Annotated in this window: 18 protein-coding genes; 13 read left to right on the forward strand and 5 right to left on the reverse strand. The window is 41.7% G+C overall.

Annotated features, from left to right (window positions below; translation table 11 throughout):
- Positions 1 to 651: 651 nt before the first annotated feature.
- The gene (locus G4P69_RS17310) at positions 652 to 1,350 is read right to left on the reverse strand and encodes a tetratricopeptide repeat protein (RefSeq protein ID WP_208340211.1); all 699 of its coding nucleotides are present in this window, start codon (positions 1,348 to 1,350) and stop codon (positions 652 to 654) included.
- Positions 1,351 to 1,353: 3 nt separating this feature from the next.
- A complete protein-coding gene (locus G4P69_RS17315; RefSeq protein ID WP_208340210.1) occupies positions 1,354 to 2,127 on the reverse strand; it encodes a Uma2 family endonuclease in 774 nt (257 codons plus the stop codon).
- Positions 2,128 to 2,570: 443 nt separating this feature from the next.
- On the opposite strand from G4P69_RS17315, the gene G4P69_RS17320 reads away from it, so the two are divergent.
- The 4 genes from G4P69_RS17320 (at position 2,571) to G4P69_RS17335 (ending at position 7,247) form a co-directional block, all read left to right on the forward strand.
- Positions 2,571 to 3,677, forward strand: coding sequence for a serine/threonine-protein kinase (locus G4P69_RS17320; RefSeq protein WP_208340209.1), 1,107 nt, complete (start codon positions 2,571 to 2,573; stop codon positions 3,675 to 3,677).
- Between the two features lie 175 nt (positions 3,678 to 3,852).
- Positions 3,853 to 4,386: a COP23 domain-containing protein gene (locus G4P69_RS17325; RefSeq protein WP_208340208.1), complete on the forward strand. Its 534-nt coding sequence runs from the start codon at positions 3,853 to 3,855 to the stop codon at positions 4,384 to 4,386.
- 215 nt (positions 4,387 to 4,601) lie between these two features.
- Complete coding sequence (locus G4P69_RS17330) at positions 4,602 to 6,125, forward strand: S1 family peptidase (protein WP_208340207.1); 1,524 nt, start codon at positions 4,602 to 4,604, stop codon at positions 6,123 to 6,125.
- A 30-nt stretch (positions 6,126 to 6,155) separates the two neighbouring features.
- Entirely contained in the window at positions 6,156 to 7,247 is a 1,092-nt protein-coding gene (locus G4P69_RS17335) for a S1 family peptidase (RefSeq protein ID WP_208340206.1), read from the forward strand.
- 95 nt (positions 7,248 to 7,342) lie between these two features.
- On the opposite strand, the gene acs is transcribed toward G4P69_RS17335, so the two are convergent.
- On the reverse strand, positions 7,343 to 9,313 hold the full coding sequence (gene acs, locus G4P69_RS17340; protein WP_208340205.1) for an acetate--CoA ligase: 1,971 nt from the start codon (positions 9,311 to 9,313) through the stop codon (positions 7,343 to 7,345).
- A gap of 813 nt (positions 9,314 to 10,126) precedes the next feature.
- Here acs and G4P69_RS39290 point away from each other — a divergent pair.
- From G4P69_RS39290 to G4P69_RS17360, 4 genes are all read left to right on the forward strand, one after another.
- Positions 10,127 to 12,166: an AAA-like domain-containing protein gene (locus G4P69_RS39290; RefSeq protein WP_243902238.1), complete on the forward strand. Its 2,040-nt coding sequence runs from the start codon at positions 10,127 to 10,129 to the stop codon at positions 12,164 to 12,166.
- A gap of 107 nt (positions 12,167 to 12,273) precedes the next feature.
- A complete protein-coding gene (locus G4P69_RS17350) occupies positions 12,274 to 16,059 on the forward strand; it encodes an AAA-like domain-containing protein (RefSeq protein WP_208350635.1) in 3,786 nt (1,261 codons plus the stop codon).
- A 222-nt stretch (positions 16,060 to 16,281) separates the two neighbouring features.
- A complete protein-coding gene (locus G4P69_RS17355) occupies positions 16,282 to 16,671 on the forward strand; it encodes a hypothetical protein (protein ID WP_208340203.1) in 390 nt (129 codons plus the stop codon).
- Positions 16,672 to 16,742: 71 nt separating this feature from the next.
- On the forward strand, positions 16,743 to 16,901 hold the full coding sequence (locus G4P69_RS17360) for a Uma2 family endonuclease (RefSeq protein ID WP_279605119.1): 159 nt from the start codon (positions 16,743 to 16,745) through the stop codon (positions 16,899 to 16,901).
- Between the two features lie 6 nt (positions 16,902 to 16,907).
- Here the strand turns inward: G4P69_RS17360 and G4P69_RS17365 are convergent, their stop codons facing one another.
- Together G4P69_RS17365 and G4P69_RS17370 are read right to left on the reverse strand one after the other, a co-directional pair.
- Positions 16,908 to 17,579 carry a Uma2 family endonuclease gene (locus G4P69_RS17365; RefSeq protein ID WP_208340202.1) on the reverse strand — a complete coding sequence of 224 codons (672 nt, stop codon included), beginning with the start codon at positions 17,577 to 17,579 and terminating at the stop codon, positions 16,908 to 16,910.
- Positions 17,580 to 17,631: 52 nt separating this feature from the next.
- On the reverse strand, positions 17,632 to 17,934 hold the full coding sequence (locus G4P69_RS17370) for a hypothetical protein (protein WP_208340201.1): 303 nt from the start codon (positions 17,932 to 17,934) through the stop codon (positions 17,632 to 17,634).
- Between the two features lie 499 nt (positions 17,935 to 18,433).
- Between G4P69_RS17370 and G4P69_RS17375 the strand changes: the two genes are divergently transcribed.
- From G4P69_RS17375 to G4P69_RS17395, 5 genes are all read left to right on the forward strand, one after another.
- The gene (locus tag G4P69_RS17375) at positions 18,434 to 20,965 is read left to right on the forward strand and encodes a tetratricopeptide repeat protein (RefSeq protein WP_208340200.1); all 2,532 of its coding nucleotides are present in this window, start codon (positions 18,434 to 18,436) and stop codon (positions 20,963 to 20,965) included.
- A gap of 288 nt (positions 20,966 to 21,253) precedes the next feature.
- Entirely contained in the window at positions 21,254 to 21,550 is a 297-nt protein-coding gene (locus G4P69_RS17380; RefSeq protein WP_208340199.1) for a J domain-containing protein, read from the forward strand.
- A gap of 30 nt (positions 21,551 to 21,580) precedes the next feature.
- On the forward strand, positions 21,581 to 22,408 hold the full coding sequence (locus G4P69_RS17385) for a nucleotide exchange factor GrpE (protein WP_208340198.1): 828 nt from the start codon (positions 21,581 to 21,583) through the stop codon (positions 22,406 to 22,408).
- A gap of 69 nt (positions 22,409 to 22,477) precedes the next feature.
- Positions 22,478 to 24,286 (forward strand): Hsp70 family protein, encoded by a 1,809-nt coding sequence (locus G4P69_RS17390; protein WP_208340197.1) that lies wholly within the window; start codon positions 22,478 to 22,480, stop codon positions 24,284 to 24,286.
- Positions 24,287 to 24,291: 5 nt separating this feature from the next.
- A complete protein-coding gene (locus G4P69_RS17395) occupies positions 24,292 to 24,657 on the forward strand; it encodes a hypothetical protein (RefSeq protein ID WP_208340196.1) in 366 nt (121 codons plus the stop codon).
- The last annotated feature ends 31 nt before the right edge of the window (positions 24,658 to 24,688 follow it).

A 24,688-nucleotide genomic window follows, 5' to 3' on the forward strand; every position in this document is an offset into this window, starting at 1 on the left:
AAAGGTTATTTCATATCTTGCACCAATAAAATGATAAATATAAATGCTACCGCGACGATACGGATTGTGTGACTGCATTTAAATTAGCCAGCATTTAAATTAGCCAGGGATTATAAATCCCTGTCTAAAAGCTAAATTCCTCTATAAGAGGAATGGAAACCAATGTTTGATAGTTCAATCTTCGATACTTTTGTGGTGTTAATTCAGTATTTATATTTAAAGGTGTAAGATTTGAGTTATCCCAACCTTAACCAGGGTGTAGAGCGGCAAGTTTCAATCCCGCGAACGGGATTCATTTAAGTGAAAGAACCGCGAGAAACGGGCAATTCCTCACCGCAGGATTGGTTTCAATCCCGCGAACGGGATTCATTTAAGTGAAAGTCCGCCAGCCAGAAGCTAAATATAGAGCCATTCCCAAGAGTATTTTTGACGGGTCTAGTTTAAAAGTCCGTTTCCGGCACTCATGAAGAGGCTCTATGGTCATACTTAGAACACTAAAACTATTGAATTGTGAAGGTTCTGGCGATTTGACGGGAGGTGGGGGTTTTTGCCCATGCTTTCCCATGTCAAAAATTTTAGCGCGATCCTGATATTAGCATTATAAAATTATCGTCTCTTGTTGTCTATATAATAGTATATTTTATTACATAATTAATTAGCGGTGCTACCAATACGAACCTGCTCAACAGTCTGAATTTGATCAGAACTGAAAGCTGCTTGCTTGAGATTACTGAAAAAAGCTTGACTACTATACCGAGAATCTAAGTTAATAGCCTTTTGGTAAATTTTCCTGGCAGTTTTTTTGTCACCGCTATCCCAGTAGGCGATCGCAGCAGCAACCAAAGGATGTGGATTATTAGGTTCCAAAATAGCAGAACGATTAGCAGTGAGGATCGCTAAATTATATACTTGTAGCCGATGTAACGCCAAACTCAAGTTGTAATAAGCAACTTCATTATCTGGCTTAAGGATTGCTGCCCAAGTATGAAGTAACACCGTTGCTGACAAGTTCCCATCAACTAAGTAGACAATTCCCAAAGCATTGTAAGCTGGAACAAATAGGGGCTTTCTATATATGACTTCCCATAGAGATTTTGCTGCAGCTTCCTCTTTCCCTGCTAAGTGCTGTGTCCAACCCAAATTCACTCGCCCCATAATATTTTCTGGCTCAAGTGCTACAGATTTTTGCATTGCCTCAATAGCTTTAGGGTATTGTCCTTGTTGACGATACAATAACCCTAGCTGTCGGTAGTCACTAGCTGTAGTTGCAGCACTTACTGAAGGACAGATGAAAGCAAAAGTTAAGAATAAACAGCTACAAACCCCACTTGCTATCTTTACTTTTACCATTTTCTAATCCAAGAGTTCTGGATCAATTCCCAAAGTATCGAGTTGTTCAGGAGTGAGCGATCGCAACTTCTCCACAATTCTCTCCCGTTTTTGCCGTTCAACTTCAGCGCGTTCCTCACCTGTTAGTAGTAAATTCCCTTGTAAGTCCCACCAACGTACCCAAGGCAATTCTGCATTTGGATACCATCCCTGCCAAATACCCAGTTCTACACCTAAAGGAGCAATTGTGTAATGTCCTCGTTCATTAGGTTGCATTAATTGGTAAGAGTTATCCACCAAATGATAAACTTCTACCTGTGCTTTTGCCACCTCATAAATTCCATAATAAGGCACCCGGATTGCTTGCTCATAAACCCAAAACTTCCCGACTTTTCCATCTTCCCGTTGAGATGGTGGTGTTTTATCACGCTCCTCCTCACCGTTTCCAGACACAAATTCCAGTACGATCAACGGTGCAATATATTCCTTCCACAGTACATAAGAACGCCGTGTTTTTCCGTTGAGAGTAGGTGGTACATTAGGTACATAAAACCAATCTGGTGCTTCCGCGCCTTTTTCTGGAGGATCTGTTAGTCGCCAGTAAATGCCTAAATCCTGTCCGATACAGTAATGATTATCGGGATGAAGTTTTTCTATAACAGGAGCAATAGAGTCAGTAAGTAAATTGCTTTGAGGATGTTCTTGCCAATTTTTCACGAATGTTCCATCTGAATCCGGTAACTGGGTGTGGTCAGGTAAAGTTAATGCCGATTCAGTAGCTGTAGTGACAGAGGTCATAGGCTTCAACTAGGCGTTTCTCTATTCTTCATTATACCCAATGGGAGAAGAGTAGGGCGAACGGCGTCCGCCCATACAGTTGGGTGTATTTTACACTTAAGAGAATTGCTATAAACACGCGCTTTTTTTGTTAAGTAACTAACGCTCTTTCATCACTTTCGCCAGACGAAATTTAAAACGCTATTTTTAGGTTAGTCCGCGTAGGCGGACTAACCTTGTGCAGCCACGATTTCTGGTTACTTCAATTATTCTCTCCTAAGAGTGATGAAAGAGCGCTAAGTAACTAAGTAGGTAGCACAGATAAACCTGTCTGTACCATCCACTCAAAGGTGCGTCGTTGGAAACACTTTTATATTTCCACTTAAAATTTTCTGTCTAGGGAGTAAATGCTTACGGCCAGGTATGATTAAATTGTAGGGGAGCACTTTGCTGGGGTGTATCAAATGGGTCTAACACAGGGAGATATAGTACATGGACAGTACCAAATAATCCGACTACTCGGTACTGGCAATTTTGGCGAGACTTACCTAGCAGAAGACTTGCACTCTAGACGCGATTTGCGTGCTCTTAAGCGCTTCAATTTTATGAGTAACGATCCACAAAGAATCAAGATAGCGGAGGATCTGTTTGAAAGGGAGGCAAAGGTTTTACATAGCTTAAATGACCATAATAGGCAGATACCAAAGTTTTATGCCAACTTTCCTGAAAACCAAGATTTTTACTTAGTACAGGAGTTTATTACAGGAAACAACCTCGCAGAAGAACTCCGACAAAGAACTAGGCTAAAGAAAGAAGACGTTGTTGAGTTATTGAAGGATGTGCTAGAAATCCTTCAATTTATCCACAGTGACAAGATTAATATTATTCACCGCGATATTAAGCCGGAAAATTTGATGAAACGTGATCAGGACGGCAAAATAGTTTTGATTGACTTCGGTGCTGTCAAAGAGGTACTAGCTCAAGCTGCAAACACGAGTCCACGACAAACACCCACTCGAATCTACACAGAAAACTACGCTCCTAGAGAACAACGCCAAGGTTACCCACAACCAAACAGTGATATTTATGCGCTAGGAATAACGGCTATACAAGCTTGGATGGGAAAAGAGCCACAGAACTTAAAGGACTATGACACAGGTGAGATAATTTGGAATGACGATATAGAGTTTAAAGATCCGCTAGCTAAAATTCTTGAAAAAATGGTACATGAGAACTATAGGCATCGGTATCAATCAGCAGATGAAGTACTCAATGACATCAAAGAATATCAGGGAACTCATGTTGTCTCACCAAGATCCACACAACCAGGGGGAATACAACCAGCTTCTATACTGAGTAGACCCAATATTCCTCAATGGTTAAAGTTTCTCTTCATAGCAGCAGTAGGAACATCTATTTTAGTTGGTATTGTCAAAGTGTTTATGAATCATGCTCCCCCGATCCCTACCCCCCAGCCAACCAATTCATCTGAGAAACTTCCTTCTGATTGTCCTCCTTTCATACCTCCCAAACATCCTTGTCTCCAGCAAAAGCAAAGTAATTCCAAATAAAATCAATAGTTAGAGACTAAACCTATCCGTTCAGTCAATATTGCGGATGTTGAATGTAACATTGTGTATATTCAGAAATTATGCTATGCAAAAAATGATATACTTACGAAAGTTTTATTGACATATATTCAGTATTTGTGTAGCAACTTACATAAGTAGGGGAGTAGTCAGACAAATGAAAATTCATCAGGGAATATGCGTATTGGTTGCTTCTGTATTGACAGCAGGCTCTATTGCTGTAGCTAACAGACCAGTTCAAGCTGAGTCAATTAATTTCACTTGTGAGAAAAATGATAATGGTACATTCACAACCTTTGGTATAACAGCAAATGGACGAAGAGAGTTTATCAATTGGACTTCTGAGGCTTTTATTCTGGCTGGATATACTCCCGAAAAACGCTGTCAACAGGTCACAAATCGAATGAATAAATATCAGGCTTCGGGAGAACGGTACCTCATAAATGGAACGATGAACAATCTGCCTGTAATCTGTGTAACAGACAAGATAGGTCATGGTTGTACTGGACTCTTGTATACCCTAAAGCCTAGAGACGACGGTCGAAAGGCTCTACACCAGTTATTCCGTCTCAACGATGAAAACTTTAAAAATGACCCCAGGCAAGAAGGAAAAGCTTGCCGCACCTATGTTGACATCAATGCTGTGATCAATAAAGCGCAAAAAACAGCAGAAGTCAAGTGCCACTCTTAATTGAGTGAACGTTGATGATTCACTCCTCCCCCCCCAAAATTGAGAGAATCCTTGATTTTTCCTTGAGGATTAGAGGAGTAGCTTGGGTTCTTGGAATAAAACCCAATATTTGTAAGCATTTGTTGGGTAACGCTTCCGCTCTACCCAACCTAGAATTTTCTTAACCGAGCAGTATTAGGAGTGGAGGAGATAGTGAACAGTTGCAATGTAAAGAAATGAACCGCACTTTATCTATACTCATTGTCCTAGCCTGTGTGTGCAGTCCTCTAATTGATCTGCGCATACAGGCTAGCGATTTACCTACGAAAAATGCTCTCAGTAAGCAAAAACAAATAGAGGGTATAGCCAAAAAAATTACTGTTAGGGTATTCGCAGAACAATCACCAAAAGATGGCGCATCAGGAATTTTAATACAAAAACAACAGCAAATACAGGGACAGCGGTCAATTTACCTATATCTTGTACTTACTAATAAACATGTAGTGGAGTTTTTGACACACAAGGCTCAATCCCTAGGTGGTGGGTATCAAATCCAAACATTTGATGGAGTTGACAAAGCTGGTGAAGTTCACAAAGCATTTCTCTACCAAAAGGCAAATTTCGGAGGAAATGATTTAGGTCTGTTGTGGTTCTCTAGCACTAATAACTATCAAGTGGCTCAACAAGGTCGGTCACAAAGTTTAAACGAGTATGATCAGATATTTGTTGCTGGGTTTCCTATCGACAAACAATCGAGTGAAGAAGAAGCATTCACGTTGACATCTGGTCGGGCAGCTACTTCTTTGATTATATCCAACAAACCTCTAGATGCAGGCTATCAACTTGGATTTAGCAATCAAACCAGTGATGGGATGAGTGGCGGTCCAGTTTTAGATGAAGCAGGTCGATTAGTTGGTATTAATGGTAGGGGTAAGAATCAACAACAGATATTTTTGAGTCCCGATCCACGTTTAGGTAACAGTAATCCATATGGTTATTTTGGTGGAAAAGGTGAACCATCAGCAGAAACTCAAAGGTGGATGAGACATTTCGCCTGGGGAATTCCTATAGAAACTTACAAAAAGCTTGCTCCTCCAAAACCTTTTGATGAACTTCAATCTCAACTCCAAGCATCAGTCCTTCTACGTACTCCAACTGCAAGCAGTAGCCCTAGCTTATCACCTCAATCGACTCCGTCGTCTAAGAGTAATACGGATGCCTTAAAAGAATCACAAAAAATACTAGGTATTGCGCTACTACTGATAATGGGTGGGGGTAGTTTTGTTTTTGGAGCGTCGAAATTGTTTCGACGTACTCAGCAGCATACAAAATCAAAACCAGATACTTCTCCCCTAGAAACATCTCCTGTTTTGCCTCTTGCACCTCCAGATTTAGTCGAACATCCCCAACCACTTGTTGAAGTTATCGTTAATAATTCTCGTAGAGAGGTTAAGATGTTATTTAATAGAGACAGCCTCCTATTTGCTGGTAATAACTGTGAGCGCAATGTTCAGATCAACGGAAATCCAGATATTACAGTTATAAGAACAATTCCTGAGTATGGTAGGATTATACCTAAAACTCAAGACGACAAAACATATAAATTTCAATTTGACACATCCAAAGGAAAGACATCGAAAAATTCTGCTCAGGATGAGGAGTATTGGTATCTCCTCCCAGTGGAGAATGGATCAGAGAAATCCTGTAGGAGCATCCAGATCGAGTTTACAAAGGACGAAAATGTTATAAATAAAGGGTAATTGCGTGATAGGCAACTTATTGTTGCAGATATGAAGCCCAAATTCCCTAGTTTAAAATACCTGATTATAATTGCTAGTATTACTGTAATTTCAGGTTGTGATTTTATTCAAAATATTCTCAGGGGTTATAATCATGAGTCTACCGAGACCCCCACGCCTACACTATCACCACCTAAGCCACCACTAATACCTAAAATTTCTACCAAGACCCCCACGCCTACACTATCACCATCTAAACCACCACTAATACCTAAAATTAGAGAGAAAGCAGAAAAGGAAACGGTCTTTATTAGTCGTGGTGCACAAGGACTTGTTGGTTCTGGGGTAATCATTGGTCAGAGTGATCAAACCATCTATATCCTTACAGCTCTTCATGTTATTGGTATCCCTCCTCAAATGATAAATGATGGTGATGGGAAATTACAACCAGAAGATCCGTATGAAGTCACTACCAATGACGGTGAAAAATTGGTTGATATTGGCTATGATAACTATACAACAATTGTGAAGCCACTTCCTAATAATGTTGACTTAGCAATATTAGAGTTAAAGTTTGCTGGTAAAACAAACTCTCAAGATAGGGTTGCGACATTAACCAGCTCAGTACGGGAAAATATGCCTGTTTATCTTTTTGGTTATATTCCTTGCTCACCCTCAGCCAAAGAAAATCAAAAGAGGAAAAATCAGTTTAGTGATGGCAAGGTTTTTCAAGTTGAATCAAAACCGCAATTTGATGATTCAATTGGACTAGGTGGTTATGATTTGCACTACAACAATAACACAGTTCAAGGAATGAGTGGAAGTCCTGTATTTGATGAACTTGGTCGTGTGATTGCAATTCATGCTAAGACAAATAAACAGAAATACTATAACTTTAAAGATTGTCAGCCCCTAGCCTCAAAACCAAACGTGGATTACGGTGACAACCTAGGTATTTCTATCAAAATCTTTGCAAGCTTGAAATCTTCTTGGCCTAGCGGGTTACAATCAATTTTAAACATAGATCCTTCTGGCGCTAACGGAGGCATAGTTGAGCCACCATCTACGCCTTCTGTTTCCCCTACTCCAAAGATAACTCCCTGTGGTCCTTTCGTATCGCCCGGCGCAAATTGTCGTATGTGATAGAGTTCATGGCGGCTACTTATGCCTGTCCCATTGCCTATGGAGGAAACCCCTCTTACAGAGCGGCTTCCTCCATCTGCGTTTAAAAGCCTGACTTAAGCGCCTTCTCTTAACTTATCCAACACGCTACGATCTTCCAGAGTGGAGGTATCACCAGATACTTCTTGTCCTGCTGCAAGACTGCGCAGTAATCGCCGCATAATTTTACCCGATCGCGTTTTTGGCAAAGCATCGGTAAAGCGAATTTCTCCGGGACGAGCGATCGCACCAATTTCCTGAACAACGTGCTTCTTCAGTTCTTTGCTCAGTTCATCACTACCATGATGACCACCTTCTAAAGTCACAAAAGCAACGATATCTTCCCCTTTCATTTCATCAGGTTTACCTACCACTGCGGCTTCAGCGACCGCTGGGTGAGAAACAAGGGCTGATTCTACCTCCATCGTACCAAGGCGATGCCCGGACACATTAATCACATCATCGACTCTTCCCATCACCCAGAAATAACCGTCTTCATCCCGCCTTGCACCATCGCCAGCAAAGTAGACGTAGTTGCCATCTTTTGGTGCGATGTGTTCCCAGTAAGTTCGACGGAACCGGTCAGGATCACCGTATACTGTTCGCATCATACCAGGCCAAGGATGCTTTACTATCAAGTAGCCGCCTTCGTTATCGCCTACGGTATTGCCTTCTAAATCTACAACATCAGCCAAAATTCCAGGGAACGGACGAGTTGCGGAACCGGGTTTCATCGGAATTGCTCCAGGCAAAGGTGTAACCATAATGCCGCCTGTTTCCGTTTGCCACCAAGTGTCAACAATCGGACAGCGTTCACCACCAATTACCCGATAGTACCACATCCAAGCTTCTGGGTTAATTGGTTCGCCAACAGTTCCTAATAAGCGTAGAGAAGAAAGGTTACGCGCTTTTGGTAGGTGTTCACCCATTTTGATAAAGGCACGAATAGCGGTGGGTGCGGTATAAAAAATATTGACCCCGTACTTCTCAATAACATCCCACATACAGCCAGGATTGGATGCACGAGGCGCACCTTCGTACATCAGGGTTGTTGCACCGTTAGATAGTGGACCGTAGACAATATAGCTGTGTCCCGTAATCCAACCTATATCAGCAGTACACCAGTATACATCTGTATCTTGCAGGTCAAAAATCCATTTGGTAGTGATATGACTGTATAAGTTGTAACCGCCAGTTGTGTGTACAACGCCTTTAGGTTTGCCAGTACTGCCGCTAGTGTAGAGCACAAAAAGCATATCTTCACTGTCCATTGGCTCAGCAGGACAGTCGGCTGATACGCTTTGTTGTAAATCATGCCACCAGTGATCCCTTCCTGGTTCCATGTGAATTTGTTGACATGTACGCTTGACTACGAGAACATCTTTAACTGTTGGTACAACGCCATCTGCTAGAGCTTTGTCAACTTGATCTTTTAAAGGTACGATCGCATCCTTACGCCAACCACCATCAGCAGTAACCACAACCTTTGCTTGTGCATCGATTAAGCGATCGCGCAAAGCTTCAGCACTAAAGCCACCAAAAACAACACTATGAGGTGCGCCAATTCTCGCACAAGCAAGCATGGCGATCGCTGCTTCTGGAATCATCGGCATATAAATTCCGACGCGATCGCCTTTTTGCACACCAAGCTGCTTAAGCACATTAGCAAATTGACAAACTTCCCGATGTAGCTGCGCGTAGGTAAGAGTCCGTGAATCCCCAGGCTCCCCTTCCCAAATAATCGCAGCCTTATTCTTGCGCCAAGTCGTGAGGTGTCTGTCTATACAGTTGTACGAGATATTAGTTTTCCCACCAACAAACCATTTAGCAAAAGGTGGCTGCCAGTCTAGTACTTTATCCCACTTTTCAAACCAGTGTAACTCGGCTTCGGCTAATTCGCTCCAGAATTTCTCTGGATCAGCCTGGGCTTTGTCATAAAGGTGCTGGTACTCTTCTAGGCTTTTGATTTGGGCATTTTGAGAAAATTCTCCACTAGGGTAAAATAAGCGTTTTTCTTGGAGTATTGATTCTATAGTTTGTTGAGACATGATTGCTTCTTTAACGGGTGCTGTATCTGAAATTTTAGATGCAGATTTACATTAACAAAATTCCAAGTGACATTTCATGGTTAATCCAATCCAGGAAAAATTCCTAGAACAGTTCAACTAATGAGAACATTCTTAACATTATTTCAGAAATTGGCACTTAGCAGCATGAATCATGCTATTAGCCTAATATCTGCGCATTCATTATAGTATCAGTAAGCCAAGGTACCTCATCGGGAACGTTTGGGAGCGAACTTCGTTCATGAGTATCGGGTTTAAAAGTGCATCCACACCCAATACTGCTCAGTTAAGGAAAATCGTAGGTTGGGTAGAGCGTCAGCGAAACCCAACAAACCCTTATAAATGTTGGGTTACCCTGCGGGAAGACGAGGCGTCTACGTTCCTCAACCCAACCTACATTAAATTTAAGTTTTTGGCTTAACCGAGCAGTATTGCATCTACACCTGGGACAAAACAAGATTTGCATACCTGATATCTTGCTCCTAGGCTGTTAGCCACCCAGCGATTTAAATCGCTGGCTGATAGCTAAAGTCCTCTCAAGAGGACTGATAGCGGATTTCAGTCCATTTCAATGGACTTAAGCTATTAGCCCGGAACTTAAGTTCTGGGCGGGATATCGGGCTAATTCAGATCGGGTGCAAGATGTCACATACCCAGATCGAATTACTTCCGGTTGATTAAAGTTAGCGATAACTTTTGATGCCGCTCATTGGTGTAATATATTCTTCTATCTGTTAGTTTATCTACTGTCCGGGTGTAGAGATAACAGCACAATTCATATTAATGAAGTCTAACATGAGCCAACACCCTCTGTTTGGAAAAACGCTCCGGAATCATTACAAGATTGACAAGCTCCTTGGAAATGGGGCGTATGGTTATACATATTTAGCTTTTGATTTAGATTTGCCAGGACAACCCCAATGTGTTGTTAAGCATCTCAACCCAAGAGATCGAAGTCCTCATGTTTTGGAAACTGCTAAAAGGTTCTTTGAGAAAGAAGCACAAATTTTATACCGATTAGGTAATGAACATGATCAGATCCCGAAATTATTCGCTCATTTTGAAGAAAATGGAGAATTCTATCTAGTTCAGGAATTTGTTGATGGAGATAATTTAAGACAAGAAATAACTCCAGCCTCTCGCAAGAGCGAGGAGGTAGTGCTTAAACTTTTGACAGAGATCTTGGAAGTTTTAGCATTTGTTCATCAACAAAACGTCATTCACCGCGATATTAAACCACAGAATTTAATGCGGCGAAAAGATGGAAAGATTGTATTAATAGACTTTGGAGCAGTTAAAGAACTGAGTGCTTTGACATCAGATCCACAAGGTCAATCGACTTTGACTGTAGCGATTGGGACTCGTGGCTATATGCCAAATGAACAAGCCAACGGAAAGCCTGAATTATCTAGTGATATTTATGCAGTTGGTGTTATCGGTCTTCAAGCCCTTAGTGGCTTATTTCCTCAACAGTTACCACAGGATAACAATGGCGAATTGTCTTGTACTTTGCTTCCAAATGGGCTTGATATTAACTATAGTTTTGCCGAAATTTTAGATAAGATGGTACGTCGTGACTACACTCAGCGCTACCAGAACGCTACTGATGCACTCAAAGCCTTGCAGGGATATATAAATATTTATCAAACTTCAACAGTCCGGTTCAGACCACCAGAGCAAACAACTTTGACGATACCGCCACTTGAGTCTTTTCCAAACTATTCCTCATCAGCGAATGAAACATCTTTGTTTCAAAGAATTTTCCAATTCTTTAGACAATTGTTTAGTGAATCTGAGGCGGGAAATTCTCAAGAACCAAACATTATTGAACAACCTGAAGGACAAGTATGTTTACAATCTGCTTTTTATGTGGAACGTCAACCAATGGAAGCCGATTGTTATGAAGCAATTTTACAACCAGGATCACTGATTCGGATTAAAGCCCCTCGACAAATGGGTAAGACTTCACTTTTGACACGTATTCTCCATCATGGAGCCCAACACAATTGTCAAACGGCATACATAAACTTTCAATTAGCAGATGTAGATTTTTTTACTAATCTAGATAAATTCTTGCAGTGGTTTTGTGGTAGTGTTGCTCAAGCATTGAATCTTAAAGATAGGCTATCAGAATATTGGCAAGGCTTTTTGGTTAATAAGGATAAATGTACAAACTACTTTCAAAGATACCTACTCTCAGAAATTTCTAGCCCTATTATTATAGGTTTGGATGACGTTGATAGACTTTTTCAATATCCGCAAGTTTCTTCAGAATTTTTTGCCTTGTTAAGAGCTTGGCATGAAACATCTAAAAACAAAGAAATTTGGAAAAAATTGCGATTGGTAATCGTGCATTGTCAGGAAGTTTATATTCCTTTGAATATCAATCAATCACCCTTTAATGTGGGATTACCGATTGCATTACCAGAGTTTAGCTTTTCACAAGTAGAGTATTTGGTTCAACAGCATCGTTTAAAGTGGACTTGGGAAGAAATTCAGCAATTTATGGTAATGTTAGGAGGTCATCCCTATTTAGTTAGGAAAGGTCTGTATGAAATAGCTCGTGGTAGGACTACTTTATCACAACTATTAAGAATTGCACCGACAGAACAAGGTTTTTATTGTGACCATTTGCGTAGACATTTGTCGACTTTACAAGAGGATAGTCAGCTAGCTAGTGCTATGAAAGAAGTAGCTTTAGCTACTGGAGCAGTACGGGTAGATTCGGCGTTGGCATTTAAATTACGCAGTATGGGGTTGGTGAAATTTCAAGAAAATAATATCATTCCCTCATGTGAGTTGTATCGCAAGTACTTTCGTGAGCGTTTGAACTGAATTATGAACGGATAAAGCTAAATTTGGTCAAAATTTCTTGGCTAAAATCTGGAAAAGCGCAGTTGTAACCGGTAGATATTATTTAAGCAAAAGTTGAAATATATCCAATGAATGCTACACCCCGCCCATCTTATGAATATCAGGTTGGGGGCAGTTTGCCAATTAATGCCCCAACTTATGTAGAACGTCAAGCAGATATTGATCTTTATGAAGCATTAAAAGCAGGAGAGTTTTGCTATGTTCTCAACTCTCGGCAAATGGGTAAGTCAAGTCTGCGGGTAAAAACAATGCAACGGTTGCTTCAAGAGGGTATTGCTTGTGCTGATATTGACATTACAGCTATTGGCACTTCCGATATTACTCCAGAGCAATGGTATGCAGGGGTGATTAATGGTATTATTAACAGCCTTGATCTCTACGAAACCTTTGATTTAAGCGAGTGGTGGTCTAGTCAAAGCTCATTATCTCCGGTTAACCGATTTAGTGAGTTTGTCGATAAAATACTGCTCAAGTCAATCCCTGGAAAAATAGTCATTTTTGTTGATGAAATTGACAGTGTATTAACCCTCAATTTTAATATTGATGATTTTTTTGCTGTTATCCGTGAATTTTATAACAGTCGTGCAACTCACCAAGATTATCAAAGGCTGAGTTTTGCTTTATTTGGAGTTGCAACACCGTCAGATTTAATTCAGGATCGGCGACGCACACCTTTTAATATTGGTAAAGCAATCGAACTATCTGGTTTTCAGTTACACGAAGCACAACCATTGGCTGAAGGTTTAGCTCCCAAAACTGATAGTCCTATGTCGGTGATGGAAGCAGTATTAGAGTGGACAGGGGGACAACCATTTCTTACCCAAAAACTTTGTAAATTAATTCTTAATAAAAATGATTCTCCGATTCCAAACGATAAAGCACGACAGTGGATACAGGAATTGGTGGAAAGCAAGGTCGTTTCTAATTGGGAATCTCAGGATGAACCAGAACACCTGAAGACAATTCGCGATCGCATAATTCAAAGTAGTCAGCAGCTTACTGGAAGATTACTAGCACTATGTCAGCAAATATCACAACATCAAGAAATCATTGCAGATGATAGCCATGAACAGGCTGCATTGCGCTTAACGGGTTTGGTTGTCAAACGTGATGGAAAACTGCTCTTTTACAATCGCATTTATCAGGAAGTATTTAACGAGTACTGGTGTGAAACCGAACTAGCAAAACAGCGCCCTTACTCTGATACTCTCAAAGCTTGGATTGATTCAGGGCGACAAGATGAGTCACGCTTGCTGAGAGGACAAGCTTTACAAGATGCACAAGCTTGGGCTGTAGGTAAAAGCTTAAGTGATATAGATTACCAGTTTTTAGCAGCAAGTCAAGAGTTAGACAAGCAAGAGGTTGAAAAAAAGCTACAAGCAGAAGAACAGGCAAAACTGGTTTTAGCCGATGCGAATCGCAAAGCTAATCAACGAATTCGTCTTGGTTTTGTGGTATTAGGGATAACTTTGATAGGCGCGATCGCATCACTCGTTTTTGCCCAAGAGCAATGGAAACAGGCTTATATTGCTCAGGATGTTACTCGACTAGAAAGGGCAGGAGCATCAAATGTAGCACAATCAGAATTTGATCCGATGGGAGCTTTATTAGCTGCAATAAAAGATGGAAAGCATCTACAAACTATAATCAAGAACAATCATCTCCAAAAACTCGAACAGTACCCCGCTGCTAGCCCAATCTTGGCTTTAACAACAATTCTTGATCGCTTAGGATGGCAACGGCAAGTATTGCAGGGTCATCAGGATAGTGTCAATAGTGCGAGTTTTAGCCAGGATGGTCAGCACATTGTTACTGCATCAGATGACAAAACAGCACGAGTATGGGACTTGAGTGGTCGCCAACTTGCTGTTTTGCAGGGTCATCAGGATAAGGTCAAGAGTGCGAGTTTTAGCCAGGATGGTCAGCACATTGTTACTGCATCAGATGACAAAACAGCGCGGATATGGGACTTGAGTGGTCGCCAACTTGCTGTTTTGCAGGGTCATCAGGATAAGGTCAAGAGTGCGAGTTTTAGCCAGGATGGTCAGCACATTGTTACTGCATCAGATGACAACACAGCGCGGGTATGGGACTTGAGTGGTCGCCAACTTCCTGTTTTGCAGGGTCGTAAAGTCAACAGTGCAAGTTTTAGCCAGGATGGTCAGCACATTGTTACTGCATCAGATGACAAAACAGCGCGGGTATGGGACTTGAGTGGTCGCCAACTTGCTGTTTTGCAGGGTCATCAGAATGGGGTCAACAGTGCGAGTTTTAGCCAGGATGGTCAGCACATTGTTACTGCATCAGGTGACAAAACAGCGCGGGTATGGGACTTGAGTGGTCGCCAACTTGCTGTTTTGCAGGGTCATCAGGATAGTGTCAATAGTGCGAGTTTTAGCCAGGATGGTCAGCACATTGTTACTGCATCAGGTGACAAAACAGCGCGGGTATGGGACTTGAGCGGTCGCCAACTTGCTGTTTTACAGGGTCATCAGAATTGGGTCAGCAGTGCGAGTTTTAGCCAGGATGGTCAGCACATTGTTACTGCATCAGGTGACAACACACCATGGGTATGGGACTTGAGTGGCCACCAACTTGCTACTTTGCAGGGTCATCAGGGTTGGGTCAACAGTGCAAGTTTTAGCCAGGATGGTCAACACATTGTTACTGCTTCCTATGACAAAACAGCGCGGGTATGGGACTTGAGTGGTCGCCCCATTAGGTTGCAAGGTCATCAGGATCCGGTCTGGAGTGCAAGTTTTAGCCAGGATGGTCAGCACATTGTTACTGCATCAGATGACAACACAGCACGGGTATGGGACTTGAGTGGTCGCCAACTTGCTATTTTGGTGGGTCATCAGAATGGGGTCTGGAGTGCAAGTTTTAGCCAGGATGGTCAGCACATCGTTACTGCATCAAGTGACAAAACAGCGCGGGTATGGGACTTGAGTGGTCGCCAACTTGCTGTTTTGCAGGGTCATCAGAGTTGGGTCAGGAGTGCGAGTTTTAGCCAGGATGGTCAACACATTGTTACTGCTTCATTAGACTCAACAGCACGGGTATGGGACTTGAGTGGTCGCCAACTTGCTGTTTTGCAGGGTCATCACGATTGGGTCAACAGTGCGAGTTTTAGCCAGGATGGTCAGCACATTGTTACTGCTTCCTATGACAAAACAGCACGGGTATGGGACTTGAGTGGTCGCCAACTTGCTGTTTTGCAGGGTCATCAGGATAGGGTCTATAGTGTGAGTTTTAGCCAGGATGGTCAGCACATTGTTACTGCTTCATTAGACTCAACAGCACGGGTATGGGACTTGAGTGGTCGCCAACTTGCTGTTTTGCAGGGTCATCAGGATGGGGTCAATAGTGTGAGTTTTAGCCAGGATGGTCAGCACATTGTTACTGCATCAAGTGACAAAACAGCGCGGGTATGGGACTTGAGTGGTCGCCAACTTGCTGTTTTGCAGGGTCATCAGAATGGGGTCAACAGTGCGAGTTTTAGCCAGGATGGTCAGTACATTGTTACTGCTTCCTATGACAAAACAGCGCGGGTATGGGACTTGAGCGGTCGCCAACTTGCTGTTTTGCTGGGTCATCAGAATTGGGTCAACAGTGCGAGTTTTAGCCAGGATGATCAGTACATTGTTACTGCTTCCTATGACAAAACAGCGCAGGTCTGGAAGGTAGACACGTTGGGTCAATTAGTCACACGGGGTTGCCAGTGGTTAAAGAGCTATTATCAAGCTTTTTCACCTAATGTTTACAAAAATAATAATGTTTTTGAGCATGATGTCAACAAGGATTTAATTACTCAAGAATTAAAGTCATGTAGTGAAAATGACCAGCTAAAGTAAACCTCAATACCAAACTACAATCTAAGCTGGTGCGCAGCTATCTTGTATAAGACAACACCTTAAAATTATTGTAGTCCGGGCATCTTGCCCGCGTTCTATATAAAAATTAAATGCGCAACAGCTTATATTAGAGATTGAAGAAGTACCATGAAAAATGTATATTTGGTTACTGAAAAGTAAACAAACACTGAAATTCTGAAAAAACTTTTACCAACTGAGCTTGTGCAGAGAACAGAATTTGTTACAGCTCATGGCAGATATTCTGCTAGCTCGCTCGCTGGAACCATTCTCTCAGAACGTATGCGACCCGTTGCATTGGTCATTGACGCAAATACCACTGAGGAAGGTTCGATTCAAGAACAAGCTGTTACCATCACAAGTTTGCTTCTTCCAGCGTCTCCGGGAGTTCCTTACAAAGTATTTATGGCAGATCCTACACTAGAAGCAATTCTCTTTCAAGTAAAGACTGATTTAGAAACACGCCTAGCTAATCCTCCTGTCACCAGCGTTCTCAATAGCCTAACCACTGGAGAAATTCAGATTCTTCAGCAGCGATCGCTAATTCAACAACTCACCCAATTTCTCGCAAATGTTGTTAGCCAAGCTGCTTGATTGTGACTGTTGTTAGTGGGACACATTCCAAAACGCTACAATCAAACCAGAGCCAAGAAAAAGTCTAAATTATGGTAGCGATCACGCAAGAACCGCAAAGAATGACTGTCGAGGAATATCTCGAATGGGAACCTCAGCAAGAAGTTCGCTACGAATACGTTAATGGCGAAGTTTTTGCCATGACGGGTGGTACAATTCCCCATAATATTTATAATCCCTGGCTAATTTAAATGCAGTCACTTCCGAATCCAATCTCGGACAGAACGAATCACAGTATTTTCGTTTTGAGTTTGGCGCTGTTGCAAAAATTGATTGAGTACTTGTGCAGATACTTTAGGAAAGGCAAGGCTAAACTCTGACTCAACATAGTCCCGATGATACGCATCTGCTTCCAGGTAATAAATTTTCAATCCTTGTTTTTTCGTGTAGCACCAAACTTCAGGAATACTTAGAGCAAGGTATACCTCCATTCTGTGGGTAGAAGGACTGGTGATATCCACTTCAATAACCAAGTCGGGGGGCAAATTTTTAGGAATATCAGGATCTAGTCCTTGGAGTTGATTGGCATTTTGAATATAGAAACAAGTATCAGGTTCTGCTCCTTTTTCAAGATCCTCCCTGTCTAGAGTTGTTGATCCCAAATCAATAACATTTAATTCCAGTTCTTCTGTTAGGGTTGTGACAATTCTTGCCAATAACCGATTAATGATTTCGTGGAGCTTAGATGGCATCTTAATTTGAAGGACTCCCTGAGCATAGGTGAGACGAGCAGTACGGTGATCACCCATGTCAGCCAATAGTGCTTTGTAGGTTTGCCAGCTCACATTGGGGAGTATAACATTTTGAGTAACTTTGCCTTGAAAGTCTTCCAGTTCAAGCTCACTGACTTGTGTAGAAATCGTTACCATATATGCTACGAACTAAGATGATTATCTGTGATCAACTCAACATCTTCTTTTGTTAAAGTCTATATTTTTCCAACTTTAGTTTAGCAAAGGATTCGAGAAACATTGATTCATGAATGTGGCGATCGCTAAGAAAGTGCGAGACAGACACCCGTAGACCAAGTTTTTGTTCAAATGCTACTAATACCCCTATTTCAGCCACTGAGAAAGTAAACCTGAGATACTCAGACCAAATACTTGGTTGTTCTGCAACTTGAGTACGAGCGTTATTATCCGACCAGACTTCGTTAAGGCAATATTGGACACAGCCGTATCCGTGTACTAAGTATTTAATAGGAATCCTATAAAGTACTACCAAGTTATTGCAACTGGTGGTAACATCAACATGTTCTTATCGTCGTCAGGATTCTACCAAAAATATACATTGCTCTAACCAGAGTCATGTGCTCGCATATAACCCGGGACAGATTATATGGTTTGGAACGAATGCTAAATAAGCATGTAACAGCAATTGCCGACTTGAAGCTAGGAACTGTTAAGAGGATGTTTGAAAAGTCATGATTGATGTATCAAATATTTTTTACCCCACCCTAACCCTCCCCTTATAAAGGGGAGGGAACTAGATTTTCGTTGTTTCCCCCCTTTGCAAGGGGGGATTAAGGGGGGTAATAATGTGATGAAAATCACAGCTAATCACTTTTCAAACACCCTCTAAGTTAGCTAAGAGGATTAGAGGCAGATTAAATAAAAGGTTAATTTTTATATGGATGTGGCATTAATAAGAAACCTAAGTAAATTGTTAAAGCTACCCTTTCATATGAGAGGGAAAATCAGAAAACAATCAGGAGGAAAGTCTAGTGGCTAAGAATCAGTCCAAACATCGGTTGCAACAACAGGTTCCCAGCATGAAGCCATTAGCTGAAAAATCCTTTGACATGCAACTACAAGAATTGCTAAAGCAGAAAAAATATCGTCAGGCGTTAGAAGAAATCAAAAAAATTCAACGTTCACAACCTGATATTGAATTCACGCCCAAAGAATCAGAGATTTGGTTGCTACGCGGTCAGCAGGAATTTGAAAAACAAGATTATAAACAGGCACAAAAATCGTTCAAGCATGCTTTAGAATTGGGTCTTGTTGGAGAGGTTTATTACTGGCTCTCTAGGTGCTTACTGGAGTTGAATCAATTGGATGCGGCTGTTGATTTGCTCCGTGATGCTTTTGAGAAAGGTAGTTTGATTAAAGACTACAGTATCTGTTACCTGAAGGTTTTGTTGCTTAAGGGAGATACTGCCACAGTTGAACAGTTAATTAACACACAAGCTAAACAATTTAGCACTGCTCAACTCCACTGGATAAAGGGTGTTCTTTCCATAAAAAATGGACAATCAGAAGCAGCTTTAACATCTTTTCAAAAAATTAAGAATTCTATAACACCTGGAGATTACCCGTTCGCTTGGATTGTTTACACTCAACAGACAATTGGGAATTGGGACGCAGCAGCTAATCTTTTGGGGTTGAAGTCATCATCTGGGCAATTTGGCTTATCTTATAGTAAGCCAAAGTACTTGGAACATCCTATTTTAGAGCGATTAGCAACTTTCCAGAAGGCAAAGACAGGACAACCGCCTGTAGAGCTTAAACAAGAAGATAAAGTTAGCCAAGAGGCAACGAAAGCACTACAAGTCGTGCAACTAATTGATGAGGACAATTACCATGAAGCAGCACATGTGCTACTCAAAATTGACCGCCGTTCTACAAATTTTAAAGAACTAGAAAGTCTTCGTCCATCATTGTTAACTCTAGCAGGTCAACAGGCACTCACCGAAGAAGAAACAGAATGTGTGGAACTATTCTGGCAACCATTGTTGACAGAACAACCTTTTAACCCACAGTTAGCAGTCAACCTTATAGAAGTATTAGAACTTAACGATTCTTACCAAGAACGCCAACGTCTGTTAACTCGTTTGTTGAAGTGGTTAGAGCAGGAAGGGAAACAAAAACCCCAAGAATGGCCAAAAGAGCGATTGAACCTAGTTTTAGCTCATATTCACTGCCTACTAGCAGATAATTATATAGCAATGGATCGCGATCGCCCAGCCTTAGCATCCGTACAACAAGCAGAACGTATTTGTCCAACATCTCCAGAAGTGATCGGGCGCAAAGGACTCATCGCTGCTTCACAAGACAATTATACTCAAGCAATACCACTCCTCACCCAAGCACTAGAAAACGGCTGTCGGTATGAAGAAGTTTATGGTATTTTGCTGGGGTGTTGCAAAAAAGTCGGTGATGAACAAGCTTTCAATGAAACGCGTCGCCGTTTTGGTAAGGACTTTGGCGACATTCAAATTAATATTGATAAAGCAACGGAAGTGTCACCATGGGTACAAGCTCTATCAACACTCAGTTACCCATTTTTTAGCCGACTGATACAAGGTAAAGATAGCAAAGATCCAGCTTTGAATGCGTGTGAGATTTTTGTCAACGCAGTACAAAGTCCTCCCAACTCTGGGGGAAGAGTTTCATTAAATCAACCAGCAGCAACCAAAGAATGGGAAACTCTACTGCAAAAATTGTCTGGGGATGAGCAAATTCCAGTATTGCAAGCGATCGCTCTTCCTATCATCTTATTTGCTAAACGGGAAAAAGGCATCGCAGCTTTAACAAATAAGTATATTCAAAAGCTGTTGGAGCTATCATCACAATACCCAGAAGCCAAAATTGCTCATCTTGTTGTTTTAGCTGTAAAAGAAAATAGTCCGCAAAAACTAGACGTTCCTTTGCAAGCTTACCTCAATAACATGCCGCAACCAGGTAATGCTCTAGCAAATATTCAGTTCCAAGTACGCCGCTTTGGCAACATAGCAACTCTAGCACCTAGCCTCGACGAAGCACTGCGTCGGGAACCTCAAAACCCCCTACTTCTATTAGCCAGAGCCACTACCTATCCTGTGCAGGATCCAAACTACGAGAAGTTGAAGCAACAGGGATTCGAATTAGCCCGTCGCCTACAAGATGCCAAAGCATTACAAGCATTTAGAGAAGAACAAGCGTTTCTCTCTGAGAAGGAAACTCTCAGAATTATGCCAGATCCAGAGAGATTCGACGATCTAGATTCCTCAGATTTAGATGACTTACTTGACGAGATGCTCCGAAAATTATTGGGCAGTAAAGTTCCTAAAGCTGAATTTGAACGAATGCTTCCCGAACTAAAAGAGATGATGTTAAACAATATGCCTGGCTTAGAGGATGATGATGATGATGAATATTATGAAGATGATGATGATGAACTAGACTTAGACTCCATATTTGGATTTGGAAAATTCAAACCCACTTCCAAAAAGCAAAAAGGTAGAAAAAGAGGAGGGTTCCAAGAATTATTTTAAGAAAAGGAGTCAGGAGTCAGGAGTCAGAATAAACACAGGAATCTTGTACATCTGGTAAATTAGTAAGGGGGCTTAAGGTGATAAATACCTGGGGAGTGTGAGTTTCGACTTCGCTCAACTCACGATCTCTTAGTTGGTTGAGCGAAGTCGAAACCAACGGCGGCGGTATATTTATTCCTGTAAATCGCCTAAATCCCCAATGTATTCAGGGTATCTATAATTAATTGTGGTCAAATCACCATCTAATTCATTCTGACTTCTGACTTCTGAATTCTGACTCCTTATATTATGCTTTCCAACTACGAACGCTTAGGAATTTCTCCTGGAGCTACACCCGCTGAAATCAAGGCGGCATATCATGCCAAATTGCGCGAATTCCCTGCCCATACTTATCCACAGGAATTTAAAGAAATTCGAGCAGCTTATGAAGCGCTTCGCAAAGGAGAAACAAATCAATACGAGGATTTTCTAAAAACTCGTCCTTTACAAGCAGAAATTGATCCAGAATTGTTGAAACAAGTGCGAGAAAAAGCGCTTTCTAAACTAGAAGTGAGCTTGGACGATTTAATCCGTGCGACATTCTAATTTATAATTTTTAATTGATAAAAACAACAAATGACAAATGATAATGAGAAAGAAGCTTTATTTGCTAAATTTCTAGATTATTTACACTCAGAACAAACACCACCTGAGTATTTGGGTGAAACTCCTGAAATAGGTAAATCCTTTGATCCCTATCAAATGGTGGCAGAATGGGTTGCTTTGCGCCATGAAGTTAAGCAACAGGGTAAAACATTGCGTTCCGCTCAAGATGCTCTGCAACAGGCTTTGGAAGAAACTCGCAAACAGGAAGAGCAACTGCAAACACGTTTAGAAGAAAGCCAAAAACAGGCATTGGCTCAGTATGAGCAGCAGCAGGAGAAACTGCTACAAGATTTATTGGGTATCCAGGATGCTTTAGATCGCGCTTGTGCTTATTGGGAAGAAGAACTAGAAGTCATATCAGCTACTTCTACCCCAAAGTCACAAGAGCAAACAAGTTTTTGGGGAAAGTTAAAACAGAGTCTTTTTCCCCAGCAAGCTGAGCCCAAACTAACTGAAACATCCTCAGAATCAACATCTTTAAGGGAAATTTTAACCAGCAATCAACAGGGTGTAGAGTTAATTAGGCGATCGCTCCTACAAGTACTGCGACAACGGCGTGTTGTTCCCATTGAAGCTGAAAAACAACCATTTAACCCCCAAACAATGTATGCTGTAGGACGACGAGAAAGTGCTGATGTAGTTGAAAATACAGTCATTCAGGAAGTTGTACGCGGCTACTTATGGGGCGATCGCGTACTTAGAGAAGCCCAAGTAATTGTAGCAGTAGGGAGCAGGGGAGCAGAGGAGCAGGGGAAGCAGGGGGAGCAGGGGGAGCAGGGGGAGAATAAAGACTTTTGACTTTTGACTTCCCCAAAGGGGCTGGCTCCTGAATTCTGATTATTAACTAAATAACTAAGAAAAAAAATTATGAGAGCAGTTGGTATTGACTTAGGGACAACGAATTCTGAAGTGGCGATTGTCGAAAATGGTCAGGCAAGGGTGTTACCTGGAGAAGATGGTGATTTAATTTTACCTTCTTGTGTTGGCTTTAGCGATACAGGTAAACTTCTGGTGGGTCGAGAAGCACTGCGCCAGTATGCAGCAGCTCCTGAGCGCACTGTTAAGTCGATTAAGCGCTGGATGGGAACTGATCATAAAACGACTTTAGATATTGGTGTTCGTGCAGATGCAGCTAAGCGAGAAGCATCTGGTAACGAGACTCGGGAATATTTACCTCATGAAATTTCTGCAATTATTCTCCGTTCTCTCAAACAAAGAGCAGAGAGTGCTTTGGGAGAACCAGTAACCCAAGCAGTGATTACTGTTCCAGCATACTTTACCGATGCTCAACGGCAGGCAACGAAAACTGCTGGAGAAATAGCAGGTTTGGAAGTTCTACAAATCATTAACGAACCAACAGCGGCAGCTTTAGCTTATGACTTGCGTTCTGAAGATACTGAAAAGGTTTTGGTTTATGACTTAGGTGGCGGTACTTTCGATGTTTCGGTAGTAGAAATTACAGGAGACGTTACGGAAGTTCTAGCTAGCCACGGTAACAATCGCTTGGGTGGAGATGATTTTGATAGACTTTTGCAGCTGCATCTAGCAAATATATTCCGCAAACAACATAGTGTGGATGTGCCAGATGATGCAGCAACTCAAGCGCGTTTACTCCGAGCAGCAGAGCAGTTAAAAATAGAACTGAGTTCCCATGGTTTTGCTACGGTACGGGAAGCCTTTTTGGGCAGTAAGGGTAAAACCCCACTTCATTTAGAAGTGGAAGTAGCACGAACAGAGTTTGAAGAACTGATCCAGCCACTATTGAAAGAAACTTTAGAGGCAATTGACCGAGCACTATCAGATGCTAACCTTAAACCAGACGAGATTGACCGCATCATTTTGGTTGGTGGTTCTACACGCATTCCTCTGGTGCAAACAATGATAGAGGAGCATTTGGGACAACCTCCCACTGATGGGATTCAACCTGATCTGTGTGTGGCTTTGGGAGCAGCTTTACAGGCTGGGGTGCTAGTAGGGGAATCGGTGGATTCAATTCTTGTAGATGTTATTCCCCATTCCCTAGGTATTGCTGCTGCGGTGGATACAGCACTGGGAATTATGCCAGGATACTTTAGTGTCATTATTCCCCGAAATAGCGTTGTTCCCGTCTCTCGTTCTGAAGTTTATTCCACTTTATCGGATAATCAAGAAGCGGTGGAAATTGAAGTTTTCCAGGGAGAAAATCCCATTGCTGAAGAAAATGTTCCTTTAGGCTCTTTTAAAGTTGAGAACTTACCACCCAAACCAGCCGGAAGTATTCAAGTTGAAGTTCACTTTGATTTTGATATCAACGGTATTCTCACTGTCACCACTACCGAGAAAAGCAAAGGACAACAGGGGACATTGGTGGTAAATAATACAGGTATCCAACGACTTTCTAGTAATGAACTCAACCAAGCAAGGCAAGAGTTGGACGCTTTGTTTGAGAGTGACGAAACAGTTGAAATCTCCTCAGAGAGGACAATCGAGCCAATAGAAATTGATCCAGAACTTCAGGCGCTTTTAAACCGTGCTGAAAAAGTAATAGAAACGCTAGATGATGAGCAAGCAGAGGAGTTACAAGATTTGTTAGATCAGATTGAAGACGCGATCGCAGAAGAAAGTTCACAATTACCTGAGATGCAACAAGAATTGGAAGATTTTCTTTACTACGCTAGTTCGAATGAGGAAGCCTAAGAATTATGAAATGTCCTGTCTGTGGAGCTATTTATCGTCCGGGAATGGGAAATTCCCAAACTTGTAGGCGCTGCAAAGCAGACTTGTCTGATTTGATACGTCTTCACGATCAAGCAATTTGGTACCACAGACAAGCACTACATTTGTTGCAACTTGGGCTTTATTCAGAGGCAAAGGTAAACAACGATCAAGCATTAGCTTTATATAACGGCAATGGTGACTTCCATGCTTTGGCTGGTAAACTGCTGGCTTTGGAAGGGAACTTTCCTGATGCTATTACTTGTTGGCAACTAGCACTCCGAGTAGATCCACAAAATGCAATCGCTAGTACTTGTCTGGAAATGATATCCGTTATTCGGAATTCAGCCTAGATTGCAACTATAGCAATTCTCATTTGTGTTA

This window comes from Aetokthonos hydrillicola CCALA 1050, assembly GCF_017591665.1.
GTDB classification, from domain to species: domain Bacteria; phylum Cyanobacteriota; class Cyanobacteriia; order Cyanobacteriales; family Nostocaceae; genus Aetokthonos; species Aetokthonos hydrillicola.

Bases quoted from the DNA above. Each gene is read 5' to 3' on its own strand.
- G4P69_RS17310 (WP_208340211.1), bottom strand. From the start codon at position 1,350: ATGGTAAAAGTAAAGATAGCAAGTGGGGTTTGTAGCTGTTTATTCTTA.
- G4P69_RS17315 (WP_208340210.1), bottom strand. From the start codon at position 2,127: ATGACCTCTGTCACTACAGCTACTGAATCGGCATTAACTTTACCTGAC.
- G4P69_RS17320 (WP_208340209.1), top strand. From the start codon at position 2,571: ATGGGTCTAACACAGGGAGATATAGTACATGGACAGTACCAAATAATC.
- G4P69_RS17325 (WP_208340208.1), top strand. From the start codon at position 3,853: ATGAAAATTCATCAGGGAATATGCGTATTGGTTGCTTCTGTATTGACA.
- G4P69_RS17330 (WP_208340207.1), top strand. From the start codon at position 4,602: ATGAACCGCACTTTATCTATACTCATTGTCCTAGCCTGTGTGTGCAGT.
- G4P69_RS17335 (WP_208340206.1), top strand. From the start codon at position 6,156: ATGAAGCCCAAATTCCCTAGTTTAAAATACCTGATTATAATTGCTAGT.
- acs (WP_208340205.1), bottom strand. From the start codon at position 9,313: ATGTCTCAACAAACTATAGAATCAATACTCCAAGAAAAACGCTTATTT.
- G4P69_RS39290 (WP_243902238.1), top strand. From the start codon at position 10,127: ATGAGCCAACACCCTCTGTTTGGAAAAACGCTCCGGAATCATTACAAG.
- G4P69_RS17350 (WP_208350635.1), top strand. From the start codon at position 12,274: ATGAATGCTACACCCCGCCCATCTTATGAATATCAGGTTGGGGGCAGT.
- G4P69_RS17360 (WP_279605119.1), top strand. From the start codon at position 16,743: ATGGTAGCGATCACGCAAGAACCGCAAAGAATGACTGTCGAGGAATAT.
- G4P69_RS17365 (WP_208340202.1), bottom strand. From the start codon at position 17,579: ATGGTAACGATTTCTACACAAGTCAGTGAGCTTGAACTGGAAGACTTT.
- G4P69_RS17380 (WP_208340199.1), top strand. From the start codon at position 21,254: ATGCTTTCCAACTACGAACGCTTAGGAATTTCTCCTGGAGCTACACCC.
- G4P69_RS17385 (WP_208340198.1), top strand. From the start codon at position 21,581: ATGACAAATGATAATGAGAAAGAAGCTTTATTTGCTAAATTTCTAGAT.
- G4P69_RS17390 (WP_208340197.1), top strand. From the start codon at position 22,478: ATGAGAGCAGTTGGTATTGACTTAGGGACAACGAATTCTGAAGTGGCG.
- G4P69_RS17395 (WP_208340196.1), top strand. From the start codon at position 24,292: ATGAAATGTCCTGTCTGTGGAGCTATTTATCGTCCGGGAATGGGAAAT.